Genomic DNA, 20,587 nt, shown 5'->3' with positions numbered 1-20,587 from the left:
TTCAAGTCTACTGACGCTGCAGGGAACATCCGGACAGGGGGTCCCCCGGCGCCCTACTCAGCGGCTTTGCTCTGGTTGTAGCTCGTTGATCGCTCCTGGCCGCTGAGCTCCGCAATGGCGTCCATGATGCGGTCCGTCACCTGGCGGCGTGCGGGCAGGGAGTGGTCCGGTCCGGTCTTCTCAAAATACAACGGCTCGCCGACCTTCATGGTGAAGTGCTGCGGCTTCACGCCGTTCTGGCCGGCCGGCTGGAGGTTTTCGGTCCCGATGAGGCCTACGGGAATGACCGGCGCCCCCGTGGTCAGCGCGAGCCAGCCGACGCCGGTGCGGCCCCGGTAGAGGATGCCGTCCCGGGAGCGGGTGCCCTCCGGATAGATGCCGATGCCTTTTCCGGCCTCGAGGATGTCCAGCAGCGTCTTGAGGGCCGCCACGCTGGCAGCCTGTTCCCCGCGTTCCACCGGAATGGATCCTACGGATTCGAAGAAGGACTTCATCACCTTCCCCTTGACGCCCCCGGTGGTGAAATATTCGGCCTTCGCGAAGAAGGCCACCGACCGGGGCATCAGCGCCTGGACAATGACGCTGTCCAGGAAGGACAGGTGATTGGGCGCGACGATGAACGGGCCTTCTTTGGGAACGTTCTCCAGCCCGATGACGGTCGGCCGGCACGTTCCGGAGATCAACGTGCGGGTGGTCCAGCGGATCGCATCAAACAATGCCATCGTTGTTCACCCCGCTCAGGGCTGCGGCGCGCACGGCGTCAAGGCTTTCCACGACGGCCAATAGATCCGTGGTGGTGTGCACGATTGCCATGGCGCCTGCCTCATGGAGTTCACCATCCGGGGCGAATCCCCAGCTGACGCCGATGCAGTCGAGGCCGTTGGCCAGGGCACCGGCCACATCCTGGGCACGGTCCCCCACCATGACGGCGTGCTGGGTGCGGAGGTCGGACAGGGCGGCGGCAACAATTTCAGTCTTGCCGAGCGGAACCCGGGCGTGCGCGGCTTCGTCCGCGGCGGAACCGCGGATGAAGCGGAACGAGGACGCAATGCCGTGGTATTCCAGCACGATCCGGGCCAGTCCTTCCGGTTTCTGTGTGGCCACGGCTATGGGCCGGCCCGCCGCGGCGTATTCCTCAACGAGCTCGCGGATGCCCGGGTAGAGGCGGCTCTGGGCGATGCCCGTTTCGAGATAGTAGGACCGGTACAGGCGGATGACCTCGCCCAGCTGCTCCTGCGGAACTCCCGCGATATTGAGCAGGGAGTCGCTGAGTTTCGGACCGATCATCGAGTTCAGCAGGGCAGGGTCGGGAACCCCGATGCCGAGTTCGGTAAGGGCCGCGGAGATTCCGTCCGTGATCCCCCCTGCCGGGTCGACAAGAGTGCCGTCCAGGTCGAAGATCACGGGCACTGTTGAAAGGGTCACCGGGTTAGTTTCCCACAAGTGCGCGAATGGCTGAAACTCGCATTCCCCGGCAGGAATACTTCTTCCCGCCGGATCAGCAAGCTCCAGCCATTCGTCGCAGCCCGGCAGACACTAGCCCAGGATCTCCGCCAGGAAGGACGCCGTGTAGCTTGTGGTGGACTTTGCGACCTGTTCCGGGGTTCCGGTTGCGATGATCTGGCCGCCGCCGGAACCGCCGTCCGGCCCCAGGTCGACGATCCAGTCCGCGCTCTTGATGACATCGAGGTTGTGCTCGATGGTGATCACGGTATTGCCCTTGTCCACCAGGCCCTGGAGGACCATGAGCAGCTTGCGGATGTCCTCGAAGTGCAGCCCGGTGGTGGGCTCGTCCAGGACATAGATGCTGCGTCCGTTGGATCGCTTCTGGAGTTCCGCGGCCAACTTGACGCGCTGGGCTTCACCGCCGGACAGCGTGGTGGCCGGCTGCCCCAGCCGCACGTAGCCCAGTCCGACGTCCACGAGCGTGCGGAGGTGGCGGGCGATGGGGGTAAAGGCGGCAAAGAACTCCGCGCCCTCCTCGATGGGCATGTCCAGGACGTCGGCGATCGTCTTGCCCTTGTAGTGGACTTCCAGGGTTTCCCGGTTGTACCGCGCACCGTGGCAGACCTCGCATGGCACATAGACGTCCGGCAGGAAGTTCATTTCGATCTTCAGCGTGCCGTCGCCGGAGCACGCCTCGCAGCGGCCGCCCTTCACGTTGAACGAGAACCGCCCGGGCTGGTAGCCGCGGACCTTGGCTTCGGTGGTCTCGGCGAAGAGCTTGCGGATGTTGTCGAACACGCCTGTGTACGTGGCGGGGTTGGAGCGCGGCGTCCGGCCGATGGGGCTCTGGTCGACGTGCACCACCTTGTCCAGGTGCTCCAGGCCCTGCACGGACTTGTGCCGGCCGGCCACCTGCTTGGCGCCGTTGAGCTTGTTGGCCAGCACCTTGTAAAGGATTTCGTTGACCAGGGTGGACTTGCCGGAACCGCTCACACCGGTGACCGCCGTCAATAGGCCCAGCGGGAAGGCGGCATCCACGTTGACGAGGTTGTTTTCCCTTGCGCCGATGACCTTCAGCTCACGCTTTTTGTCATACTTGCGGCGCTTCTTCGGGATTTCAATCTTTTTGCGCCCGGAGAGGTAATCGCCGGTGAGGGACTCGGTGTTTTCCAGGAGTTCCTTGTAGGAGCCGGAGTGCACCACCTGGCCGCCGTGTTCACCGGCTCCGGGGCCGATGTCGACTACCCAGTCGGCTTCCTGGATGGTGTCTTCGTCGTGCTCCACCACAATGAGGGTGTTGCCGAGGTCGCGTAGGCGGGTAAGCGTTTCGATCAGCCGCCGGTTGTCCCGCTGGTGCAGGCCGATGGAGGGCTCGTCCAGGACGTACAGGACGCCCACGAGGCCGGAACCGATCTGGGTTGCAAGCCGGATGCGCTGGGCTTCGCCGCCCGACAACGTGCCGGAGGGGCGCTCCAGGTTCAGGTACTCCAGCCCGACATCCAGGAGGAAGGTCAGGCGCGCCTGGATTTCCTTCAGGACCTGGTGCGCAATCTGCGCCTCGCGGCCGGTCAGCACCAGGGTGTCCAGGAAGTGCGCGCATTCACGCATGGGCATGGCAGCAACGTCGGCAATGGACTTGCCGTTGATCAGCACGGACAGCGAGGCCGGGTTCAGGCGGGCGCCGTTGCAGGCAGGGCACGGGATCTGCCGCATGTATTCCTCGTAGCGGTCCCGGGCAGAATCCGAATCCGTTTCCAGGTGCTTGCGGTGCACGTACTGGATGACGCCCTCGAAGCCGGTGCTGTACTTGCGCTCCCGGCCGAAGCGGTTGCGGTACTGCACCACGACCTTGTGGTCCTTGCCGTGCAGGACGGTCTGCCGGATGTCCTTGGGAAGCTTCTGCCACGGCGTCTTCATTGAGAAGCCGAGCTCTTTCGCCAGCCCGGACAGCAGCCGGTTCCAGTACTCGCTGGTGGCCGTGCCCAGCGACCAGGGCGCGATGGCACCCTCATTCAGGGAAAGCTCCCCGTTCGGAATGATGAGTTCCTCGTCAACTTCCAGCTTGGTGCCGATGCCGCTGCATGCCGAGCACGCCCCGAAGGGGTTGTTGAACGAGAACGAGCGGGGCTCGATTTCATCGATGGCAAGCGGGTGTTCGTTGGGGCACGCGAGGTGCTCGGAGAACGCCCGGATCCGCTCCGGATCATCGGCTTCGAGGTCGACGAACTCGGACAGGACGCGGCCCTCAGCCAGTCCGAGTGCCGTTTCGACGGAGTCGGTCAGTCGCTGCCGGATGCCGTCCTTGACCACGAGCCGGTCCACCACGACTTCGATGGTGTGCTTGAACTGCTTGCCGAGCTTGGGAGGATCGCTGAGCTGGATGAGGTCGCCGTCCACCCGGGCCCGGGAGTAGCCCTTGGCCGTGAGTTCCTTGAAGAGGTCAACGAATTCGCCTTTGCGGCCGCGCACCACGGGAGCGAGGACCTGGAAACGCGTGCCGTCCGGCAGCTCAAGAAGTTGGTCGACGATCTGTTGCGGCGTCTGCTTGGCCACTTGCTCGCCACAGACGGGGCAATGCGGACGGCCTACACGAGCCCAGAGCAGGCGCATGTAGTCGTAGATCTCCGTGATGGTGCCCACGGTGGACCGGGGGTTCTTGCTGGTGGATTTCTGGTCGATCGAAACAGCCGGAGACAAGCCCTCGATGAAGTCCACATCCGGTTTGTCCACCTGCCCGAGGAACTGGCGGGCGTACGCAGAGAGGGATTCAACGTAGCGGCGCTGCCCCTCGGCGAAGATGGTGTCGAACGCCAGGGACGACTTGCCGGACCCGGACAGCCCGGTGAAAACGATCATGGAGTCGCGCGGCAGGTCCAGGTCCACGTTCCGCAGGTTGTGCTCCCGTGCCCCCTTCACCACGAGGCGGGAAAGGTCGGGGCGCGCCGGTTTTCCTTGTTTTAAGGGGACGACGGCGGAGCGGGCATCAAGGGCTGGTTCTTCAGCTACGGCTTTAGGCACTCACTAATGCTAATCGAAAACTTCTTCGAATTTCTATTGCGGGCGCCTATTCCGCGTCGTAGGCGGCCGCAAGCAGCTGCACTGCCTCCGCGAAGCTGGCGCCCTGGGCCTTCGCCGCCGCGGCGAATTCCGCCGCCACTGCGGTCAACGATGTCCAGGCCTCGTCCCTGGCGCAGATCACGGTGCCGTGCCGGCCACGGGTGGCAACCACCCCGGCCGCTTCCAGCTCCTTGTACGCCCGGGCGACGGTGTGCGGTGCGACGCCCAGTGCGGTGGCGAGGCTCCGCACGGCGGGAAGGCGGGTACCGGCAGCGAGGGCCCCGCTGTCCGCCCGCTCGATGATGTTTAGGCGCAGCTGTTCGAAGAGCGGTACCGAACTGCCCTGGTTCGGTTTCCAGGTCCCCGGGAACTCATTCGCGCCGCTCACAGCTCGGACGCCCCTGCCCGCAGGGACTCTTGCCCGCCGGCAAACTGGGCATCGTAGAGCCTGCTGTAGTGGCCGTTGGCTGCCAGCAGCTGTTGGTGGTTCCCTTGTTCAACGATTCGTCCGTGGTCCATGACCAGAATTAGATCAGCGTCCCGCACCGTGGACAAACGGTGGGCAATCACGAAGCTGGTCCGGCCATGGCGCAGCCGTTGCATCGCCTGCCGGATCTGAACCTCCGTGCGGGTGTCCACGGAACTCGTTGCCTCGTCCAGCACCAGGATGCTCCGGCCGGCGAGGTGGGCCCTGGCGATGGTGATCAGCTGCCGCTGCCCCTGGCTCAGGGTGTCGCCGTCGTTGCCCAGCATGGTGGCATAGCCGTCGGGGAGGGCCCGCACGAAGTGGTCCACCAGCGAGGCTTCGGCGGCCGCAACGACGTCGGCTTCGCTCGCGCCGGGACGGCCGTATTCGATGTTTTCCCGGATGGAGCCGGTGAACACCCAGGCGTCCTGCAGCACCATCCCGATCATGGAACGCAGCTCGTCGCGGGAGCGCCCCGCGATGTCCGCACCGTCGATGGTGATCCGGCCGCTATCCAGCTCGTAGAACCTCATGAGCAGGTTCATCATGGTGGTCTTGCCGGCCCCGGTGTGGCCCACGATGGCCACGGTCTGCCCGGGCTCGGCGGTGAAGGACAGTTCCCGGACCACCGGAGCCCCGCTGGTGTAGCCGAAGGTGACGGCGTCGAACACGACCCGTCCGCCGCTGGCACCTGCCCCGGGCTGGCGGGCGCCTGCCGGTTCCGCCCCGTCCGGTTCTAGCCCGTCCGGTTCCGCCCCGTCCGGTTCTAGCCCGTCCGGTTCCGCCCCGTCCGGTTCTACCCCGTCCGGCGAAATCTCCGCCGCATCCAGCAGGGCGAACACACGCTCCGCCGACGCAATGCAGGACTGGATCAAGGTGACCATACCGCCAATCTGGCCGATGGGCTGGCTGAAAAGCCTGCTGAACTGGATGAACGCCTGGACCCCGCCGATGGTCATGGCCCCGGCCGTGACCTGCAGGGCCCCCACCACAGCCACGGCAATGTAATTGAGGTTGGAGACGAACACCAGGAGGGGCTGCACTGCGCCGGAAACATACTGGGCGCGGGCGCTGGTCCGGAAGAGCCTGTCGTTGCTGTTGGTGAAGGTTTCGGTGGCCAGGCCCTGCCGGCCGAAAGCCTTGAGTACCTCGTGGCCCGTGATGTACTCCTCAAGATGCGCGTTGAGTTCGCCTGTAGTGCTCCATTGCTCGGAAAAATGAGCCTGCGACTTCCGGGCCACCAGCACCGTGACCACCGTGGAAAACGGCACGGTCACGAGCGCAATGACCGCCAGCAGCGGCGAAATCCACAGCATCATGGACAGGGCGCCGAGCAGCATCAGCACCGACAGGATCAGCTGGTTCAGCAACTGGTTCAGGGCCTGTGAAATATTGTCGACGTCGTTGGTTGCCCGGCTCAGGACGTCGCCGCGGCGCTGCTCGTCGAAATGCGCGGACGGCAGCCTGGCCAGTTTGTCCTCCACCGCGGCCCGCAGCCGGTAGCTCACGCGTTGGACCGCCGTGGCCGTGACAGCTCCCTGCACCCAGCTGAAGGCCGAGGCGCCGATGTACATCACTGCCACGATGAGAAGCAAGGAAGCCAGCTTCTGTTCGTTGAAGGTCCCTCCAAAAACACCTTCAACCACGACGTCGGTGGCGTCGCCCAACAGTTTGGGCGCCGACACGTTAAGCGCCACAAAGGCGCACGTGGCCGCGACGGCGGCGAGCATGCGCCAGGTGACGGGACGCAGCAGCCGCAGGAGCCGCCTGCCGGTGACCCAAGCGCCACCCCCGGCGCTGCCTGCGGCGTTGTCCGCCGTCGTCGTTGTAGTGGGCGCGGTCACAGCCTGCCTCCCAGAGCGAGCTGTGAGGCAGCGATCTCCTGGTACACGGTCGACGTGCGCATGAGTTCCGTGTGCGTCCCCTGCGCAACGAGCCTGCCCTGGTCCAGCACCAGGATCAGGCCCGCGTCGAGGATGGTGGCGATGCGCTCGGCCACGATGATCACCGTGGACCGGCGGGTGAGCGGCGCAAGCGCCTGGCGGAGCCGGCCGTCCGTTGCGTAGTCCAGGGCAGAGAAGCTGTCGTCGAAAAGGTACACGGGAGCGTCCCGGAGCAGTGCCCGGGCAATGCACAGGCGCTGGCGCTGCCCGCCGGAAAAGTTGGTTCCGCCCTGGCTCACGGCGCTGTGGATCCCGTCCGGCAGTTCGCGCACGAAGTCCTCCGCCTGGGCGGCACGGAGTGCCCGGAGGATGTCCTCCTCGCTGGCGCCAGGGGCCGCGATGCGCAGGTTCTCTGCCACGGTGCCGGAAAAGAGGTAGGCGCGCTGGGGCACCAGCGACAGGCTGTCCCGCAGGAAATGAAGCGGAAGTGAGCGCACGTTGTGGCCGCCGATCAGGACCTCACCGGACGTGGCGTCCAGGAACCGTGGCAGCAGGTTGAGCAGCGTCGACTTCCCGCTGCCCGTTGAACCGATGATGGCAGTGGTGGTACCCGGCGAAGCGGTGAAGCTGATGCCGTCCAGCACGGGCGCTTCCGCTCCGGGATAGGCAAAGGTGACGCCGCGGAATTCCACAGTCCCGCCCGGCGTGCGGCGCCCCGGAGGCAGCCCTGCCCGTGAGATCAGGGGGTCCGCGATGGCCGGGCGGGTGTCCAGCACCGCCTGGATCCGTTCGGCGCAGACGGCTGCGCGGGGAGCGGTCATCAGCACGTACATCGCCATCATGATGGCGATGAGGATCTGCAGGATGTAGGCGATGAAGGCTGTCAGCGAGCCGATCTGCATGTCCCCGGCCTGGATCCTGTGGCCGCCGAACCACACCACCGCCACTGACGACAAATTAACCACAATCATGATCAGCGGGAGCATCCCCGCCACCAGCAGCGCCGACTGCAGGTTGTTGCGGGTCAGTTCGCGGTTCACGACGGCGAAGCGTCGCGCCTCGTGTGCCTGGCGGACGAACGCGCGGATCACGTTGGCTCCGATGATCTGCTCGCGCAGCACCCGGCTGATCCGGTCGATCAGTACCTGGCCCTGCCGGTACAGGGGCACCAGGCGGCGGACGATCACGTACATGATGAGAACCAGCAGGGGCACGATGGCCACCACGATGCCGGAGAGGACAACGTCCTGGTCAAGGGCCAGGACAATGCCGCCGATGCCCATGGCCGGGGCCGCCACGAGCATCGTGAAGACCAGCACGGCCAGCGCCTGGATCTGTTGGACATCATTGGTGGCCCGTGTGACCAGGCTGGGTACGCCGAACGTCCCGACTTCCTGGGAGGACATGGACTGGACTTTGGCGAACAGCTCCTGGCGCAGCTGGCGGCCAAGCTTCATGGCCACAGTGGCGCTGAAGTACCCCGCGGCCAGCGCGGCCGCAACCTGGACGGCGGCAATTGCGGCCATCCAGCCGCCCAGCCGGAGGATGAGGTCCGTATTTCCCTTGACGATTCCATCGTCGATGACGGCGGCATTGAGCGTGGGCAGGAAGAGGTTGGCCGTGGTCTGGACGAACTGCAGCACCACGATGGCCAGAACGGCAGGCTTATGCGCGGCGAGCAGCCGCATCATCATGCCCCGGAGCACCGAAGCTCCTCCCGCCGTCGCGCCATGCTCAGCCCCGTTTCCGCGCGACTGCGAAGATCCTTCGGAACGGAAACACTGTGCCGTGGGCCGTGGCGGGATAGGCGTCCTTGAGCAGTGCGGAATATTCCGCTTCGAATTCAGCCGCCTCCTCGGGTGAGTGCGCCGCCAGTACCGGCCTCAGTCCGGCTCCCCTGACCCATTCCAGCACCGGATCCGGTCCGTGGAGCACCTGCTGGTAGGTGGTTTCCCACGCGTCTGCGTCACAGCCGGCGTCGAGCATGATGTTCAGGTAGCCGGCGGGTTCGGCGACGGCATCGTCGTGGCGCAGCACGCCGTCGAGCGCGTCCTTCCAGCGGCCGGACTCCGCCAGCTGCCGCATGAGCACATGGGAGGGGGACCTGAAATTCCCGGGTACCTGCAGGGCAAACCACGCACCGGGCGTGAGCGCCTCCAGCCAGCCGGCCAGCAGGGCGGGATGGCCGGGGACCCATTGCAGCGCCGCGTTCGACACCACCACGTCGGTGCGCTCCGATGGCATCCAGTCGGCGATGTCCTGCAGCGTAAAGGAAAGGTTGGCCGCCTGCACCGAGTGCTCCGCTGCCTTGAGGAGCATCTCGGCAGATGAGTCGACGCCCACCACCCGGGCAGCGGGCCAGCGCTCCGCCAGGGTGGCGGTCAGGCTGCCCGGACCGCAGCCAAGGTCCACGACGTTGCGGGGACTCTCAGCATGGACCCGCGCGGTGAGGTCAAAATATGGCCTGTCGCGGTGGTTTCCGAACTCCACGTACTTCGCTGGATCCCACTTCAAAGACGCCCCTCCAATGGCTCGTGCTGTTGCCGTCAGGCCGAGCCTAGCCCGGCCCGGCCCCGCGACCAAGGAGGAACCACCCATTGGCGGCGGGCACTAAGCTTGAAAGCAATGAAACTCGTTGAGCAGCTCCCTGTCCCGGCCGAACGCACGTCCAGCGGGACGGACCACGATCCGGACGAGCTCTACACCCGCTTCGTCGAATGGACGGAAAGCCGCGGGTTGTCCCTCTACGCCGCACAGGACGAAGCCATTATGGAGCTGGCGTCCGGGGACAACGTCATTCTGGCTACACCCACCGGTTCCGGCAAGTCCCTGGTGGCAATCGCCGCGCACTTCCAGGCCATGGCACGCGGGGACCGCAGCTACTACACGGCACCCATCAAGGCCCTCGTCTCGGAGAAATTCTTCGCCCTGTGCGACATCTTCGGCGCCGAAAACGTGGGCATGATTACCGGCGACTCGGGCGTCAACCAGGACGCGCCCATCATCTGCTGCACCGCGGAAATCCTGGCCAACATCGCCCTTCGCGAGGGCGCCGGAGCGGACCTCGGCGCAGTGATCATGGACGAGTTCCACTTTTACTCCGACCCCCAGCGCGGCTGGGCCTGGCAGGTACCGCTGCTGGAGCTCCCGCAGGCGCAGTTCCTGCTGATGTCCGCCACGCTCGGTGATGTCAGCCGCTTCGAGGCCGGCCTCACGGAACTGACGGGGCGCCCGACGACGACCGTCAGTTCCGCTGAGCGTCCGATTCCGCTGCACTACTACTACGAGCAGACACCTGTCCACGAGACCCTCGAGGAGCTGCTGTCCACCAAGCAGGTGCCCGTTTATGTGGTCCACTTCAGCCAGCTTGAGGCAATAGACCGGGCGCAGAACCTGATGAGCATCAACGTCTGCACCCGCGAGGAGAAGGACAAGATCGCTGAGCTGATTGCCGGCTTCCGTTTTGCGGCCGGGTTCGGCAAGACCCTCAACCGCCTGGTGCGGCACGGCATCGGCGTCCACCACGCCGGCATGCTGCCGAAGTACCGGCGGCTGGTGGAGCAACTGGCGCAGGCCGGCCTGCTCAAGGTCATCTGCGGCACCGACACACTGGGCGTTGGGATCAACGTGCCCATCCGCACCGTCCTGCTCACCGCACTGAGCAAGTACGACGGCGTCCGCACCCGGCTGCTGAACTCGCGCGAGTTCCACCAGATCGCGGGCCGCGCGGGCCGGGCCGGCTACGACACCGCCGGCACCGTGGTGGTGCAGGCTCCTGAACATGTGATCGAAAACGTCAAGGCGATGGCCAAGGCCACCGCCAAGTTCGGCGACGACCAGAAGAAGCTCCGCCAGGTGGTCAAGCGCAAGCCGCCGGAGGGCTTCGTCTCCTGGGGCGAACCGACCTATAACCGGCTGGTGAGCTCCGTCCCGGACCCGCTGACGTCGAGCTTCACCGTGACGCACGCCATGCTCATGAACCTGATGGAACGCCCCGGCGACCCGTTCAAGGCCGCCCGCCGCCTGCTCACCGAAAACCACGAACCCCGCAGTTCACAGCTGCAGCTGATGAAGAAGGCACTGGGCATCTACCGGGAGCTGCTGGCCGCGGGAGTTGTGGAGCGGATTCCGCCCGAGGAACAGGGCCCGGACGGCAGGACCGTCCGGCTCACGGTCCACCTGCAGGCCAACTTCGCGCTGAACCAGCCCCTCTCGCCGTTCGCGCTGGCGGCGCTGGAACTCCTCGATCCGGAGTCGCCGTCGTACGCCCTAGATGTGGTGTCCGTCATCGAATCCACGCTGGAGAAGCCCCGGCAGATCCTCTCGGCCCAGCAGAAGAAGGCCCGCGGCGAAGCCATCGCCGCCATGAAGGCCGACGGCATTGAGTACGACCAGCGCATGGCCATGCTGGAGGACGTCACCTATCCGCAACCGCTCGCGGAAATCCTTGGCGAGGCCTTCGATGTCTATCGCAAGGCCGCGCCGTGGGTGGGCGACTTCGAACTCGCCCCCAAATCGGTGGTCCGGGACATGTACGAACGGGCGATGAACTTCGGCGAATTCGTCCAGTTCTACGGGCTGGCCCGCTCCGAAGGCATTGTGCTGCGGTACCTCGCCGACGGCTTCAAGGCACTGCGGCAGACTGTGCCGCAGGACGCCCTGAGGGAGGACCTCGAGGACCTGATTGCGTGGCTGGGCGAGCTGGTCCGCCAGGTCGATTCCAGCCTCCTGGACGAATGGGAGGAGCTGACCTCCGGCGCCGCCCCGACTCCGCATGACGCGCCCCCGCCTCCCCCGCCGTCACTGACGTCCAACATCAGGGCCTTCCGGGTCATGGTGCGGAACGAGATGTTCCGGCGCGTGGAGCTCTTCGCCGATGAGGCGGCCACCGATCTGGGCGAGCTCGACGGCGCCGCCGGCTGGGATGCCGAACGCTGGGAAGACGTCCTGGACGACTACTTCGACGAACACAATGACATCGGCACCGGGCCGGACGCCCGCGGACCGGGCCTGCTGATCATCACCGAGGAACCCGGGATCTGGAAAGTGCGGCAGATCTTCGACGATCCCGCCCGGAACCACGACTGGGGCATCTCGGCTGAGGTGGACCTGGCGGCGTCCGACGAAACCGGCACGGCAGTGGTCCGGGTGACCGACGTGAACCGGCTGTAGTCGCTAGTAAACTCGAACAATGAGTGTAATCCGCCCCGCAACCGTTGAAGACGTCCCCGTCATCCTGCAGATGATCCACGAACTGGCCATCTACGAGAAGGAACCCCACGCCGTCCGGAACACCCCGGAAATGCTCGCCGGGGTCCTCTTCGGCGAAAATCCGCGGGTATACGCCGCGATGGCGGAGAACGAATCCGGTGACGTCCGCGGCTTCGCGCTCTGGTTCCTGAACTACTCCACCTGGGAAGGCGTCCACGGCATCTACTTGGAGGACCTTTACGTGACCCCGGAGGCCCGCGGCGAAGGCCACGGCAAGGCGCTGTTGCAGCACCTGGCGGCCACCGCCGTCGAACGTGGTTACGCGCGCGTTGAGTGGAGCGTTCTGGACTGGAACGAACCTTCCATCAACTTCTACAAGAAGCTGGGCGCCTTTCCCATGGAAGAATGGTCCACTTTCCGGCTGACGGGGGAAGCCCTCGAATCCTTCGGGACGTCCCGCGAGGCGCAGGTCCTTGGCTGACCTACCGATGACCGGGCTCTCCGCCGTGGGAATGCTGGAGGCCGCAGCCGATGCCGCCGCCAAGGTTCCCGATGCCGTCCCGCACACCGTCAAGGCCCGCCATGAGTACCGCGGGATGCGCACCGCCGAGCACTATTTCGAGGTGCCGCTGGATCATTTCGGCGGCGGTACCGGGGAAACCATCACCGTGTTTGCGCGCGAGTACGTCTCCGCCGACCACAGCGAGGAAGATGCCGCCAGGCTGCCGTGGCTGCTGTACCTTCAGGGCGGCCCCGGCGGACGCGGCAACCGTTTCCCCTCCCTGGGCGGCTGGAGCAAGGCCGCCGCCAGGGATTTCCGTATCCTCATGCTGGACCAGCGCGGCACGGGGCTGTCCACTCCAATCGACCGCAACACGCTCCCGCTTCGGGGGAACGAAACGGACCAGCTGGAGTACCTGACGCACTTCCGGGCGGACTCGATCGTGGCTGACGCGGAAGCGATCCGGTATGCCCTAGGGTCCGCACCGTGGACCATCTACGGGCAAAGCTACGGCGGCTTCTGTGCCCTCAGCTACCTCTCTTTCGCGCCGCACGGTCTGCGCGAGGCGCTCATCACCGGCGGGCTGGCTCCCCTGCAGGGCCCTGCGGACCGTGTGTACCAGGCCACCTACCGCCGCGTCGCGGCCCGCAACGCAGAATACTTCAAGTCCTACCCCGAGGACCGCGCCGCGGTCACCCGCATTGCCCGTCACCTTCGCGAAACGGTGGAGCACCTGCCCGACGGCGAGCGGCTCACCGTGGAGCGTTTCCAGATGGTGGGCTCGTTCCTTGGCGGAAACACCCGGGTGGACACCCTGCACCATCTGCTCGAGGACGCCTTCGTGGCCACGCCCGCCGGCGACCGCCTTTCGGACGCGTTCCTGGAGCAGGTACGTGGGGTCGTCACCCGTGCAGGGAACCCGCTGTATGCACTCATGCACGAGTCCATCTACGGGCAGCAGGAAGCGACGGACTGGGCCGCGTTGCGCGTACTCCAGGACTTTCCCGAATTCCGCCCGGACGCTGCCGAGCCGCTGCTGACCGGGGAAATGGTCTATCCCTGGTACTTCGAACAGGACGCCGCGCTCCGGCCGCTGCGCGATGTTGCCCAACTGCTGGCCGAGAAATCCGGCTGGAAGCCGCTGTATGACCTGGAGCGGCTGGGAGCGAACACCGTTCCCGTTGCTGCGGCGGTGTACAGCGAGGACATCTACGTTGACCGGGACCTTTCGCTCGAAACGGCTTCGGCCGTGCGCGGGCTCCAGGTCTGGGAGACCGCGGACTTCCACCACGACGGCATCGCGGACGACGGCGAAGGCATCTTCGGGCGGCTGCTGGGAATGGTGCGCTCAGTCCGCAACTAAGCGGATCCGGAAAACAGAAAACCCCGGCCACCCATGCGGCCGGGGTTTTCTGTGCGTTGGGCGGTGCGGGAGCCTAGTCGGCGTCGCTCATGCTCTTGCGGGCATCCTCTTCGAGGCGGGCGTCCACTTTCGCCTGTGCGGCCTTGGAGCTCACCAGGCTGGCAATCACGGCGACGATGATGGTGCCGACGATGACGGCAAGGGACACGAACGTGGGGATTTCCGGGGCCCATTCGATGTGCTTGCCGCCGTTGATGAAGGGGAGCTCGTTGACGTGCATCGCGTGGAGGACCAGCTTGACGCCAATGAACGCCAGGATGAAGGACAGCGCGTGCTTCAGGTAGATCAGGCGGTTCATCAGGCCGCCCAGCAGGAAGTACAGCTGGCGCAGGCCCATCAGGGCGAACAGGTTTGCGGTGAAGACGATGAACGGACTCTGCGTCAGGCCGAAGATCGCCGGGATGGAGTCAACAGCGAAGAGCAGGTCGGTCAACCCGATCGTGACGAAAACGATCAGCATGGGGGTGAAGACCTTCTTGCCGTCAACCGTGGTGCGCAGCTTGCCGCCGTCGAACTTCTCCGACATCGGAATCACCTTGCGGAGCTTCGCGATCAGCGGGTTTTCCTTGTCCTCTTCGTCTTCACCCTCGTCCTGGGCCTGCTTCCACGCGGTCCAGAGCAGGAAGGCGCCGAAGATGTAGAAGACCCAGCTGAACTGCTCGATGACGATGGCGCCGAGCAGGATGAAGATGCCGCGCAGGATCAGCGCGATGATGATGCCCACCATCAACACTTCCTGCTGGTACTTACGGGGCACCGAGAAGCGCGCCATGATGATGATGAACACAAAGAGGTTATCGATGCTGAGGCTGTACTCCGTCACCCAGCCAGCAACGAACTGCCCGCCAAATTCCGGGCCCGTGAAGGCAAACATCGCACCCGCAAAGACCAGGGCCAGGGCAACATAGAACGTGACCCACAGGCCGGCTTCCTTCATGGAAGGCTCGTGCGGGCGGCGCAGCACCAGGAGGAGGTCGAAAGCGAGGATGAGGCCGAGGACGACGAATGAGCCGACCTCAAACCAAACGGGTAAATCGAGCACAGGGATGCCTTTCGCAGGGTACAGAGATGCGGTGTAAGTCTCTCCGGCTTGCCTGTGCACTTGGTGCTGAATCGGCAGCCCGCTACGCCCGGCAGGGCATCTATGCCGTGCGTGTTGACGATCGTAGCGCTTGGGATACTCCCCTACGTGACAATAACTTTACCCTAGGCGTGCCCCGCTGCCTGCATCTGCCGCAGTTCCTTCTTCAACTCCCCTACTTCATCCCGCAGCCGGGCCGCGAGTTCGAACTGGAGTTCGCCGGCCGCGGCGTGCATCTGTTCCGTCAGCTGCTCGATGAGTCCCACGAGGTCCTCCGCCGGCGCGGCCGCCAGACCGTCCGCGCGCACAGTCGACGCGCCCTTGCCCTTGCCGCGGGTCTTCCCGGAGGCGGCGAGCAGTTCGCGCGTGTCGGCGTCCTCTTTGGCGAGCTGGTCGGTGATGTCTGCGATCTTCTTCCGCAGCGGCTGCGGGTCGATGCCGTGTTCAGTGTTGTAGGCGACCTGGATGGCCCGCCGGCGGTTGGTTTCGTCGATGGCGTGCGCCATGGAGTCGGTGATGCGGTCGGCGTACATGTGCACCTGTCCCGAGACGTTACGGGCTGCGCGTCCGATGGTCTGGATCAGTGACGTGGAGGAACGCAGGAAGCCTTCCTTGTCCGCGTCCAGGATGCTCACGAGGGAGACTTCGGGCAGGTCCAGGCCTTCGCGGAGCAGGTTGATACCCACCAGGACGTCGAAGACACCCATGCGGAGTTCCCGGAGGAGTTCCACGCGGCGGAGCGTGTCCACGTCGGAGTGCAGGTATTCCACCTTCACGCCGTGGCCCAGCAGGTAGTCGGTGAGGTCCTCGGCCATCCGTTTGGTGAGGGTGGTGACCAGGACGCGTTCGTTCTTCGCGGTGCGGGTCTTGATCTCGCCCAGCAGGTCGTCGATCTGGCCCTTGGTGGGTTTCACTACCACCTCGGGATCGATCAGGCCGGTGGGCCGGATGATCTGCTGCACGAAACCGTCGGACTTGCCGAGTTCGTACTTGCCGGGGGTGGCCGAAAGGTAGACGGTCTGGCCCACGCGCTCCTGGAACTCGTCCCACTTGAGCGGCCGGTTGTCCATCGCTGAAGGCAGGCGGAAGCCGAAGTCCACCAGGTTCCGCTTGCGGGACATGTCGCCCTCGTACATGGCGCCGATCTGCGGAACGGTGACGTGGGATTCGTCGATGACCAGCAGGAAGTCGTCGGGGAAGTAGTCGAGGAGGCAGTGCGGCGCGGTTCCGCGGGCGCGGCCGTCGATATGCGAGGAGTAGTTCTCGATGCCGTTGCAGAAGCCCATCTGCTGCATCATTTCGAGGTCGTACGTGGTGCGCATCCGGAGCCGCTGGGCCTCGACGAGCTTGTTCTGGCTTTCAAGCACCTGCAGCCGCTCGGCGAGCTCGTCTTCGATCCGCTTGATCGCCCGGCTCATGCGTTCCGGACCGGCCACGTAGTGCGACGCCGGGAATACGTACATCTCTTCCTCATCCCGGATCACTTCGCCGGTCAGCGGATGCAGGGTGTGGATGTTCTCGATTTCGTCACCGAAGAACTCGATCCGGATGGCCAGTTCCTCGTACATCGGGATGATTTCCACGGTGTCGCCGCGGACCCGGAACGTGCCGCGGTGGAAGTCCATGTCGTTGCGGGCGTACTGCATGGAGACGAACTTCCGGAGCAGGTCGTCGCGGTTCATCTCAGCCCCCTTGCGGAGGGTCACCATGCCGGCGATGTACTCTTCCGGCGTGCCCAGGCCGTAAATGCAGGACACGGTGGCCACCACGATCACGTCGCGGCGGGTCAGCAGCGCATTGGTGGCGGAGTGGCGGAGCCGTTCGACTTCCTCGTTCACCGAGGAGTCCTTCTCGATGAAAGTGTCCGTCTGCGCCACGTAGGCCTCGGGCTGGTAGTAGTCGTAGTACGACACGAAGTACTCGACGGCGTTGTTCGGGAGCAGTTCCCGGAATTCGTTGGCCAGCTGCGCGGCGAGGGTCTTGTTCTGCACCATCACCAGGGTAGGGCGCTGGACCTGCTCGATGAGCCAGGCCGTCGTCGCGCTTTTGCCCGTGCCGGTGGCGCCAAGCAGCACCACGTCCTTTTCGCCGTTCTTGATGCGCTCCGTCAGCTCAGCGATGGCGGCAGGCTGGTCGCCTGCCGGCTTGAACTCGCTGATGACCTCGAAAGGAGCCACGACGCGGTTGATTTCCTGGGCAAGACTCATGAATCTAATCTACCGCCGGGCACCGACATCGTGCCGTGATTCAGCTTTGGGCGGTACTGCCGGCTGTGCCTCGGCCTTCCCCGATGTCGGCTGGACCGCCTGCCGCGCCGGCGGCCATGGGTGTGGCATACGACGGCGGCTGCCATCCCGTGCGTTTCACCCACTCGTCCATCCGGCTGGCGGCGTGCTTCGTAAACCACGCTTCCTTGTCCGCTGCGTAGCCGGCCGTCGATCTGTCCACTGTGTGGAGCGCGGCAACCCTCCGCTTCTCCGCCAGGTAGTCGGCCCTTGCCGCAGCGTCCTCGCGGAGCCAGTCCCGGAAAGACAAGGCGAACCGCCACCCGGGCGAGCCGGCAGGCCGGACGTGCAGGTTCACCTGCCGGCCGGGGTCCGCGTTTCCGTGCAGGCGTTTGGCCCAGTCCGCCGGGTCGGGGTGCGAAGGCTTGGGGCTATCAGCAAACACCCCGGGCCACAGCGGAAAGCCTGCCGCGGCGAGCAGCGGCGCAATCCGGTCGGCAGTCGCCAGGTCGGTAACGGTCAGCTGGAGGTCGATGATGTCCTTGGCGTCGAGCCCGGGCACCGCCGTGGACCCGATATGATCCACCGCCAGGATGTCCGCCGGGACGGCAGCCTGGATCCGGGCGGCGAGCCGCGCCGCCTGCGTCGCCCACGTGGGATCGGCCGGGGCAAGCACGGGGCCGCCCGTGCGCGGGGCCGGCCGTTCCTTGCTGATGTTGTCCGCGAAGGGGGCCAGCCGGCGGGTCCACAGCGCGTCGACGGCGGCTTTAAGCTCGTCGACGGTTCCGGAGTTGTCCAGCACCACGTCCGCCGCAGCACGGCGGACATCCCTGGCGGCCTGCGCCGCCATCCTGGACCGCGCCTGCTCCTCGGTCATGTCCCGGTGTTCCACCATGCGCTGAACCCGCACCTCGTCCGGGGCATCCACCACCAACACCAGATGGAAATTGCTGCCCTGGCCCGTTTCCACCAGCAGGGGTATGTCCTGCACGACGACGGCGCCGCGGGGGGCGGTGCCGATCATCGCTGCGGCCCGCTCCCGGACCAGCGGATGAACGATGCTGTTGAGTACTGCGAGCCGGTCCGGGTTGCCGAACACCAGCGCGCCCAGCCGCGCCCGGTCCAGTCCGCCGTCGGCACCCAGCATGTCCTGCCCGAAGGCCTCCACCACGCTGGCAAGTCCGGGGGTGCCCGGCTCCACCACCTCACGGGCGAGGGCGTCGGCGTCGACCAGCACCGCCCCGAGCTCCCGCAAACGCGAAGCAACAACTGACTTCCCAGAGGCGATGCCGCCCGTCAACCCGATCTTCAGCACCCCACCAGACTAGTCCCCACCGCCCCCCTGACCTCGCTCCGCTCGCCCGTGGAACCCTGGCGGCGTGGGCCCACGCCCGGACTAGACTTGGGCGGTGCAAGAGCAACAGAGCAGGGCAACTGCCTACACCACCCTTGCGGCCGGGCCCGACTTCCGCCATGAACTTGAGATCAAACGGTCCAGGTTCATCACCGTGATCCGGCGAACCGGCGACGAGGACGGCGCAAGGGCACTCGTGGCCGGACTGCGCAAGGAATTCCACGACGCCCGGCACCACTGCTCAGCGTTCGTCCTGGGACCGGACCGGGACATCCAGCGTTCCAGCGACGACGGGGAGCCCTCCGGAACTGCGGGTATTCCCATGCTGGAGGCCCTCATCCGGCGCGCAACCGCTCCCGGGGTGACTGACCTCAGCGACGTCAGCGCCGTCGTCGTCCGCTATTTTGGCGGGATCCTGCTGGGCGCGGGCGGCCTGGTGCGGGCCTACTCGGAGTCGGTGTCCTCCGCGCTGGACCTGGCACCACTCGTTCGGCGGAGCCGGCTGAGGATCTGTTCCGTGGAGATTCCGCATTCGGCGGCCGGCCGGCTGGAGAACGACCTCCGGGCTGCCGGCTACGTGATGGCGGAAACCAGCTACGGGGCCAGCACCACGGTCCTCAGGCTTGCCCTGGCTGACCAGGCTGAAGAACTTGAGCGCGGCGCCGAACGGCTTGCGTCCATGACAGCAGGGAGCGCCGTCCTGCGTCCGGGAGAAACGGAATGGATCGATGTGCCCTTCTGAACCGACGTCCCCTTCTTCACCGGCACCTCACGCCGGCCGCGTGGAACTGCTGGACGTCACCGAGGAGATCCTGGAGGAGCTCCTGGACGTCGCCCTCACCGACGCTGCTGCCGACGACGTCACTCCCCCGCTGGGCGCCACTCCCGGCTGGAACGCGGAACGGGTCAGCTGGTTCCGCGACTACCATCGCGCCGCGGCCGCCGGCCTCGACGGACCGGCCGCCCAGAAGACGTGGGCCATCAGCTGCGGCGGACAACTGGCCGGTTCCATCCGGCTCAAACGCACCGGAACGGCAGCACCGGCCCTTACGACCCTGGAAACCGGGCTGTGGCTGGGCCGCAGCTTCCGGGGCCGGGGCGTCGGCCGGGGGGCGCTAAACCTCGTCCGCGCCGCGGCTTTGGGCGCCGGCGCCTCCGTGCTACAGGCCGAAACCACCGCCGGAAATACCGCTGCCCAGTCGCTCCTTCGCTCCGCCGGTGCGGAGCTGGCCGGGGACGGCGTGACCACGCCCCTGACGGCCAGGATCAGTCTTCACTGACCACTACCAGCGGGAGGACCTTTGACCGTCAGGTCCAGTCGTGCACGCTGGGTGATGGTGCGAAAGAGTCCCGTAGTTCCGTTACGGAATAAAAGCGACTAACTTCACTTTTCCTGTATCTACTCACGCGAACTGATTCCAGGGCAGGGCACCGCTCCAGGGGCTGAAGCAGGCCGTCCTCGGGGAGCACACCAAAAAGTTCGACATGGGCCAGGTCCGGTAACCCCGCCAAGGGCTCCAGCGAGCGAACGATCGTCCTCTTGCCAGATGAATCCCAGGACGGGAGTGTGCTGAACCTGGCTGTCCTGAGTCGCCGCAATTGACTCAGCGGTTGCAGGTCAGAGACTTTGGGAAGGTGCATGATGCTCAGGTACCTGAGACGGAGAAGACCCGCCAAGGGCTCCAAGCCCGCATCCGGATATGTCGCTATGACAAGAGTCTCCACATTTGTGAACTTGGATAGTGCCGCAAGCGAATTGTATTTGCAGTGCCATATCCGTAGAGCAGTGACTGCAGCCGGATCGGGATGTGCGGGAAGTTTCCGCGTGTCATCCCTCAGGAAATCAGCGATCATCGTGCAACCGTAGTGGAAAAATCCTCCACACTGTCGGATCTGACAGGTGCGGCAGCAGACTGCAGCATTGTTAGCGTCTGCCTCC

At 65.5% G+C, this 20,587-nt stretch carries 15 protein-coding genes; 5 read left to right on the top strand and 10 right to left on the bottom strand.

From position 1 onward, the window contains the following. Window positions 1-53: 53 nt before the first annotated feature. From ACSQ12_RS10870 to ACSQ12_RS10840, 7 genes are all read right to left on the bottom strand, one after another. Window positions 54-722 carry a lysophospholipid acyltransferase family protein gene (locus tag ACSQ12_RS10870; protein ID WP_436065416.1) on the bottom strand — a complete coding sequence of 223 codons (669 nt, stop codon included), beginning with the start codon at window positions 720-722 and terminating at the stop codon, window positions 54-56. Then, a complete protein-coding gene (locus ACSQ12_RS10865) occupies window positions 709-1,425 on the bottom strand; it encodes an HAD hydrolase-like protein (protein WP_436065415.1) in 717 nt (238 codons plus the stop codon). The genes ACSQ12_RS10870 and ACSQ12_RS10865 overlap by 14 nt, the downstream gene beginning before the upstream one ends. Window positions 1,426-1,536: 111 nt before the next feature. Continuing rightward, entirely contained in the window at window positions 1,537-4,464 is a 2,928-nt protein-coding gene (gene uvrA / locus ACSQ12_RS10860; protein ID WP_209744843.1) for an excinuclease ABC subunit UvrA, read from the bottom strand. A 46-nt stretch (window positions 4,465-4,510) separates the two neighbouring features. Further along, entirely contained in the window at window positions 4,511-4,891 is a 381-nt protein-coding gene (locus ACSQ12_RS10855; RefSeq protein ID WP_209744846.1) for a GntR family transcriptional regulator, read from the bottom strand. Next, window positions 4,888-6,699: an ABC transporter ATP-binding protein gene (locus tag ACSQ12_RS10850; protein ID WP_436066983.1), complete on the bottom strand. Its 1,812-nt coding sequence runs from the start codon at window positions 6,697-6,699 to the stop codon at window positions 4,888-4,890. Before ACSQ12_RS10850 ends, ACSQ12_RS10855 begins: the two co-directional genes overlap by 4 nt. A gap of 110 nt (window positions 6,700-6,809) precedes the next feature. Continuing rightward, complete coding sequence (locus ACSQ12_RS10845; RefSeq protein WP_436066982.1) at window positions 6,810-8,546, bottom strand: ABC transporter ATP-binding protein; 1,737 nt, start codon at window positions 8,544-8,546, stop codon at window positions 6,810-6,812. 40 nt (window positions 8,547-8,586) lie between these two features. Then, window positions 8,587-9,366, bottom strand: a complete 780-nt coding sequence (locus ACSQ12_RS10840) for a trans-aconitate 2-methyltransferase (RefSeq protein ID WP_436065414.1) — start codon at window positions 9,364-9,366, stop codon at window positions 8,587-8,589. A gap of 111 nt (window positions 9,367-9,477) precedes the next feature. Here ACSQ12_RS10840 and ACSQ12_RS10835 point away from each other — a divergent pair, with 111 nt between their 5' ends. Genes ACSQ12_RS10835 through ACSQ12_RS10825 form a run of 3 tightly spaced genes read left to right on the top strand, consistent with a single transcriptional unit; the run spans window position 9,478 to window position 13,928 of the window. Further along, entirely contained in the window at window positions 9,478-12,024 is a 2,547-nt protein-coding gene (locus ACSQ12_RS10835; protein ID WP_436065413.1) for a DEAD/DEAH box helicase, read from the top strand. 19 nt (window positions 12,025-12,043) lie between these two features. Then, window positions 12,044-12,544, top strand: a complete 501-nt coding sequence (locus tag ACSQ12_RS10830) for a GNAT family N-acetyltransferase (RefSeq protein ID WP_209750286.1) — start codon at window positions 12,044-12,046, stop codon at window positions 12,542-12,544. Between the two features lie 31 nt (window positions 12,545-12,575). Next, on the top strand, window positions 12,576-13,928 hold the full coding sequence (locus ACSQ12_RS10825; RefSeq protein ID WP_436066981.1) for an alpha/beta fold hydrolase: 1,353 nt from the start codon (window positions 12,576-12,578) through the stop codon (window positions 13,926-13,928). Window positions 13,929-14,001: 73 nt separating this feature from the next. Here ACSQ12_RS10825 and ACSQ12_RS10820 read toward each other — a convergent pair whose 3' ends face one another. From ACSQ12_RS10820 to coaE, 3 genes are all read right to left on the bottom strand, one after another. Continuing rightward, a complete protein-coding gene (locus ACSQ12_RS10820; RefSeq protein WP_043429752.1) occupies window positions 14,002-15,030 on the bottom strand; it encodes a TerC family protein in 1,029 nt (342 codons plus the stop codon). A gap of 164 nt (window positions 15,031-15,194) precedes the next feature. Next, window positions 15,195-17,276 (bottom strand): excinuclease ABC subunit UvrB, encoded by a 2,082-nt coding sequence (gene uvrB, locus ACSQ12_RS10815; RefSeq protein WP_011691916.1) that lies wholly within the window; start codon window positions 17,274-17,276, stop codon window positions 15,195-15,197. 40 nt (window positions 17,277-17,316) lie between these two features. Further along, the gene (gene coaE, locus ACSQ12_RS10810) at window positions 17,317-18,609 is read right to left on the bottom strand and encodes a dephospho-CoA kinase (protein ID WP_436065412.1); all 1,293 of its coding nucleotides are present in this window, start codon (window positions 18,607-18,609) and stop codon (window positions 17,317-17,319) included. A gap of 94 nt (window positions 18,610-18,703) precedes the next feature. On the opposite strand from coaE, the gene ACSQ12_RS10805 reads away from it, so the two are divergent. Then, window positions 18,704-19,390, top strand: a complete 687-nt coding sequence (locus ACSQ12_RS10805; protein WP_436065411.1) for an IMPACT family protein — start codon at window positions 18,704-18,706, stop codon at window positions 19,388-19,390. Next, a complete protein-coding gene (locus ACSQ12_RS10800) occupies window positions 19,377-19,928 on the top strand; it encodes a GNAT family N-acetyltransferase (RefSeq protein WP_436065410.1) in 552 nt (183 codons plus the stop codon). The genes ACSQ12_RS10805 and ACSQ12_RS10800 overlap by 14 nt, the downstream gene beginning before the upstream one ends. Window positions 19,929-20,587 lie beyond the last annotated feature (659 nt).

It is taken from the genome of Arthrobacter sp. LjRoot14 (assembly GCF_964253905.1).
Lineage (GTDB): Bacteria > Actinomycetota > Actinomycetes > Actinomycetales > Micrococcaceae > Arthrobacter.
Note: the sequence above shows the minus strand (reverse complement) of the source record. Positions and strands in the feature narration are given on the sequence as shown.

Coding starts and splice junctions, on each gene's coding strand:
- uvrB (WP_011691916.1), bottom strand. CDS start 17,276: ATGAGTCTTGCCCAGGAAATCAACCGCGTCGTGGCTCCTTTCGAGGTC.
- ACSQ12_RS10800 (WP_436065410.1), top strand. CDS start 19,377: ATGTGCCCTTCTGAACCGACGTCCCCTTCTTCACCGGCACCTCACGCC.
- ACSQ12_RS10835 (WP_436065413.1), top strand. CDS start 9,478: ATGAAACTCGTTGAGCAGCTCCCTGTCCCGGCCGAACGCACGTCCAGC.
- ACSQ12_RS10845 (WP_436066982.1), bottom strand. CDS start 8,546: ATGATGATGCGGCTGCTCGCCGCGCATAAGCCTGCCGTTCTGGCCATC.
- ACSQ12_RS10870 (WP_436065416.1), bottom strand. CDS start 722: ATGGCATTGTTTGATGCGATCCGCTGGACCACCCGCACGTTGATCTCC.
- ACSQ12_RS10825 (WP_436066981.1), top strand. CDS start 12,576: ATGCTGGAGGCCGCAGCCGATGCCGCCGCCAAGGTTCCCGATGCCGTC.
- ACSQ12_RS10850 (WP_436066983.1), bottom strand. CDS start 6,699: ATGCTCGCCGCCGTCGCGGCCACGTGCGCCTTTGTGGCGCTTAACGTG.
- ACSQ12_RS10830 (WP_209750286.1), top strand. CDS start 12,044: ATGAGTGTAATCCGCCCCGCAACCGTTGAAGACGTCCCCGTCATCCTG.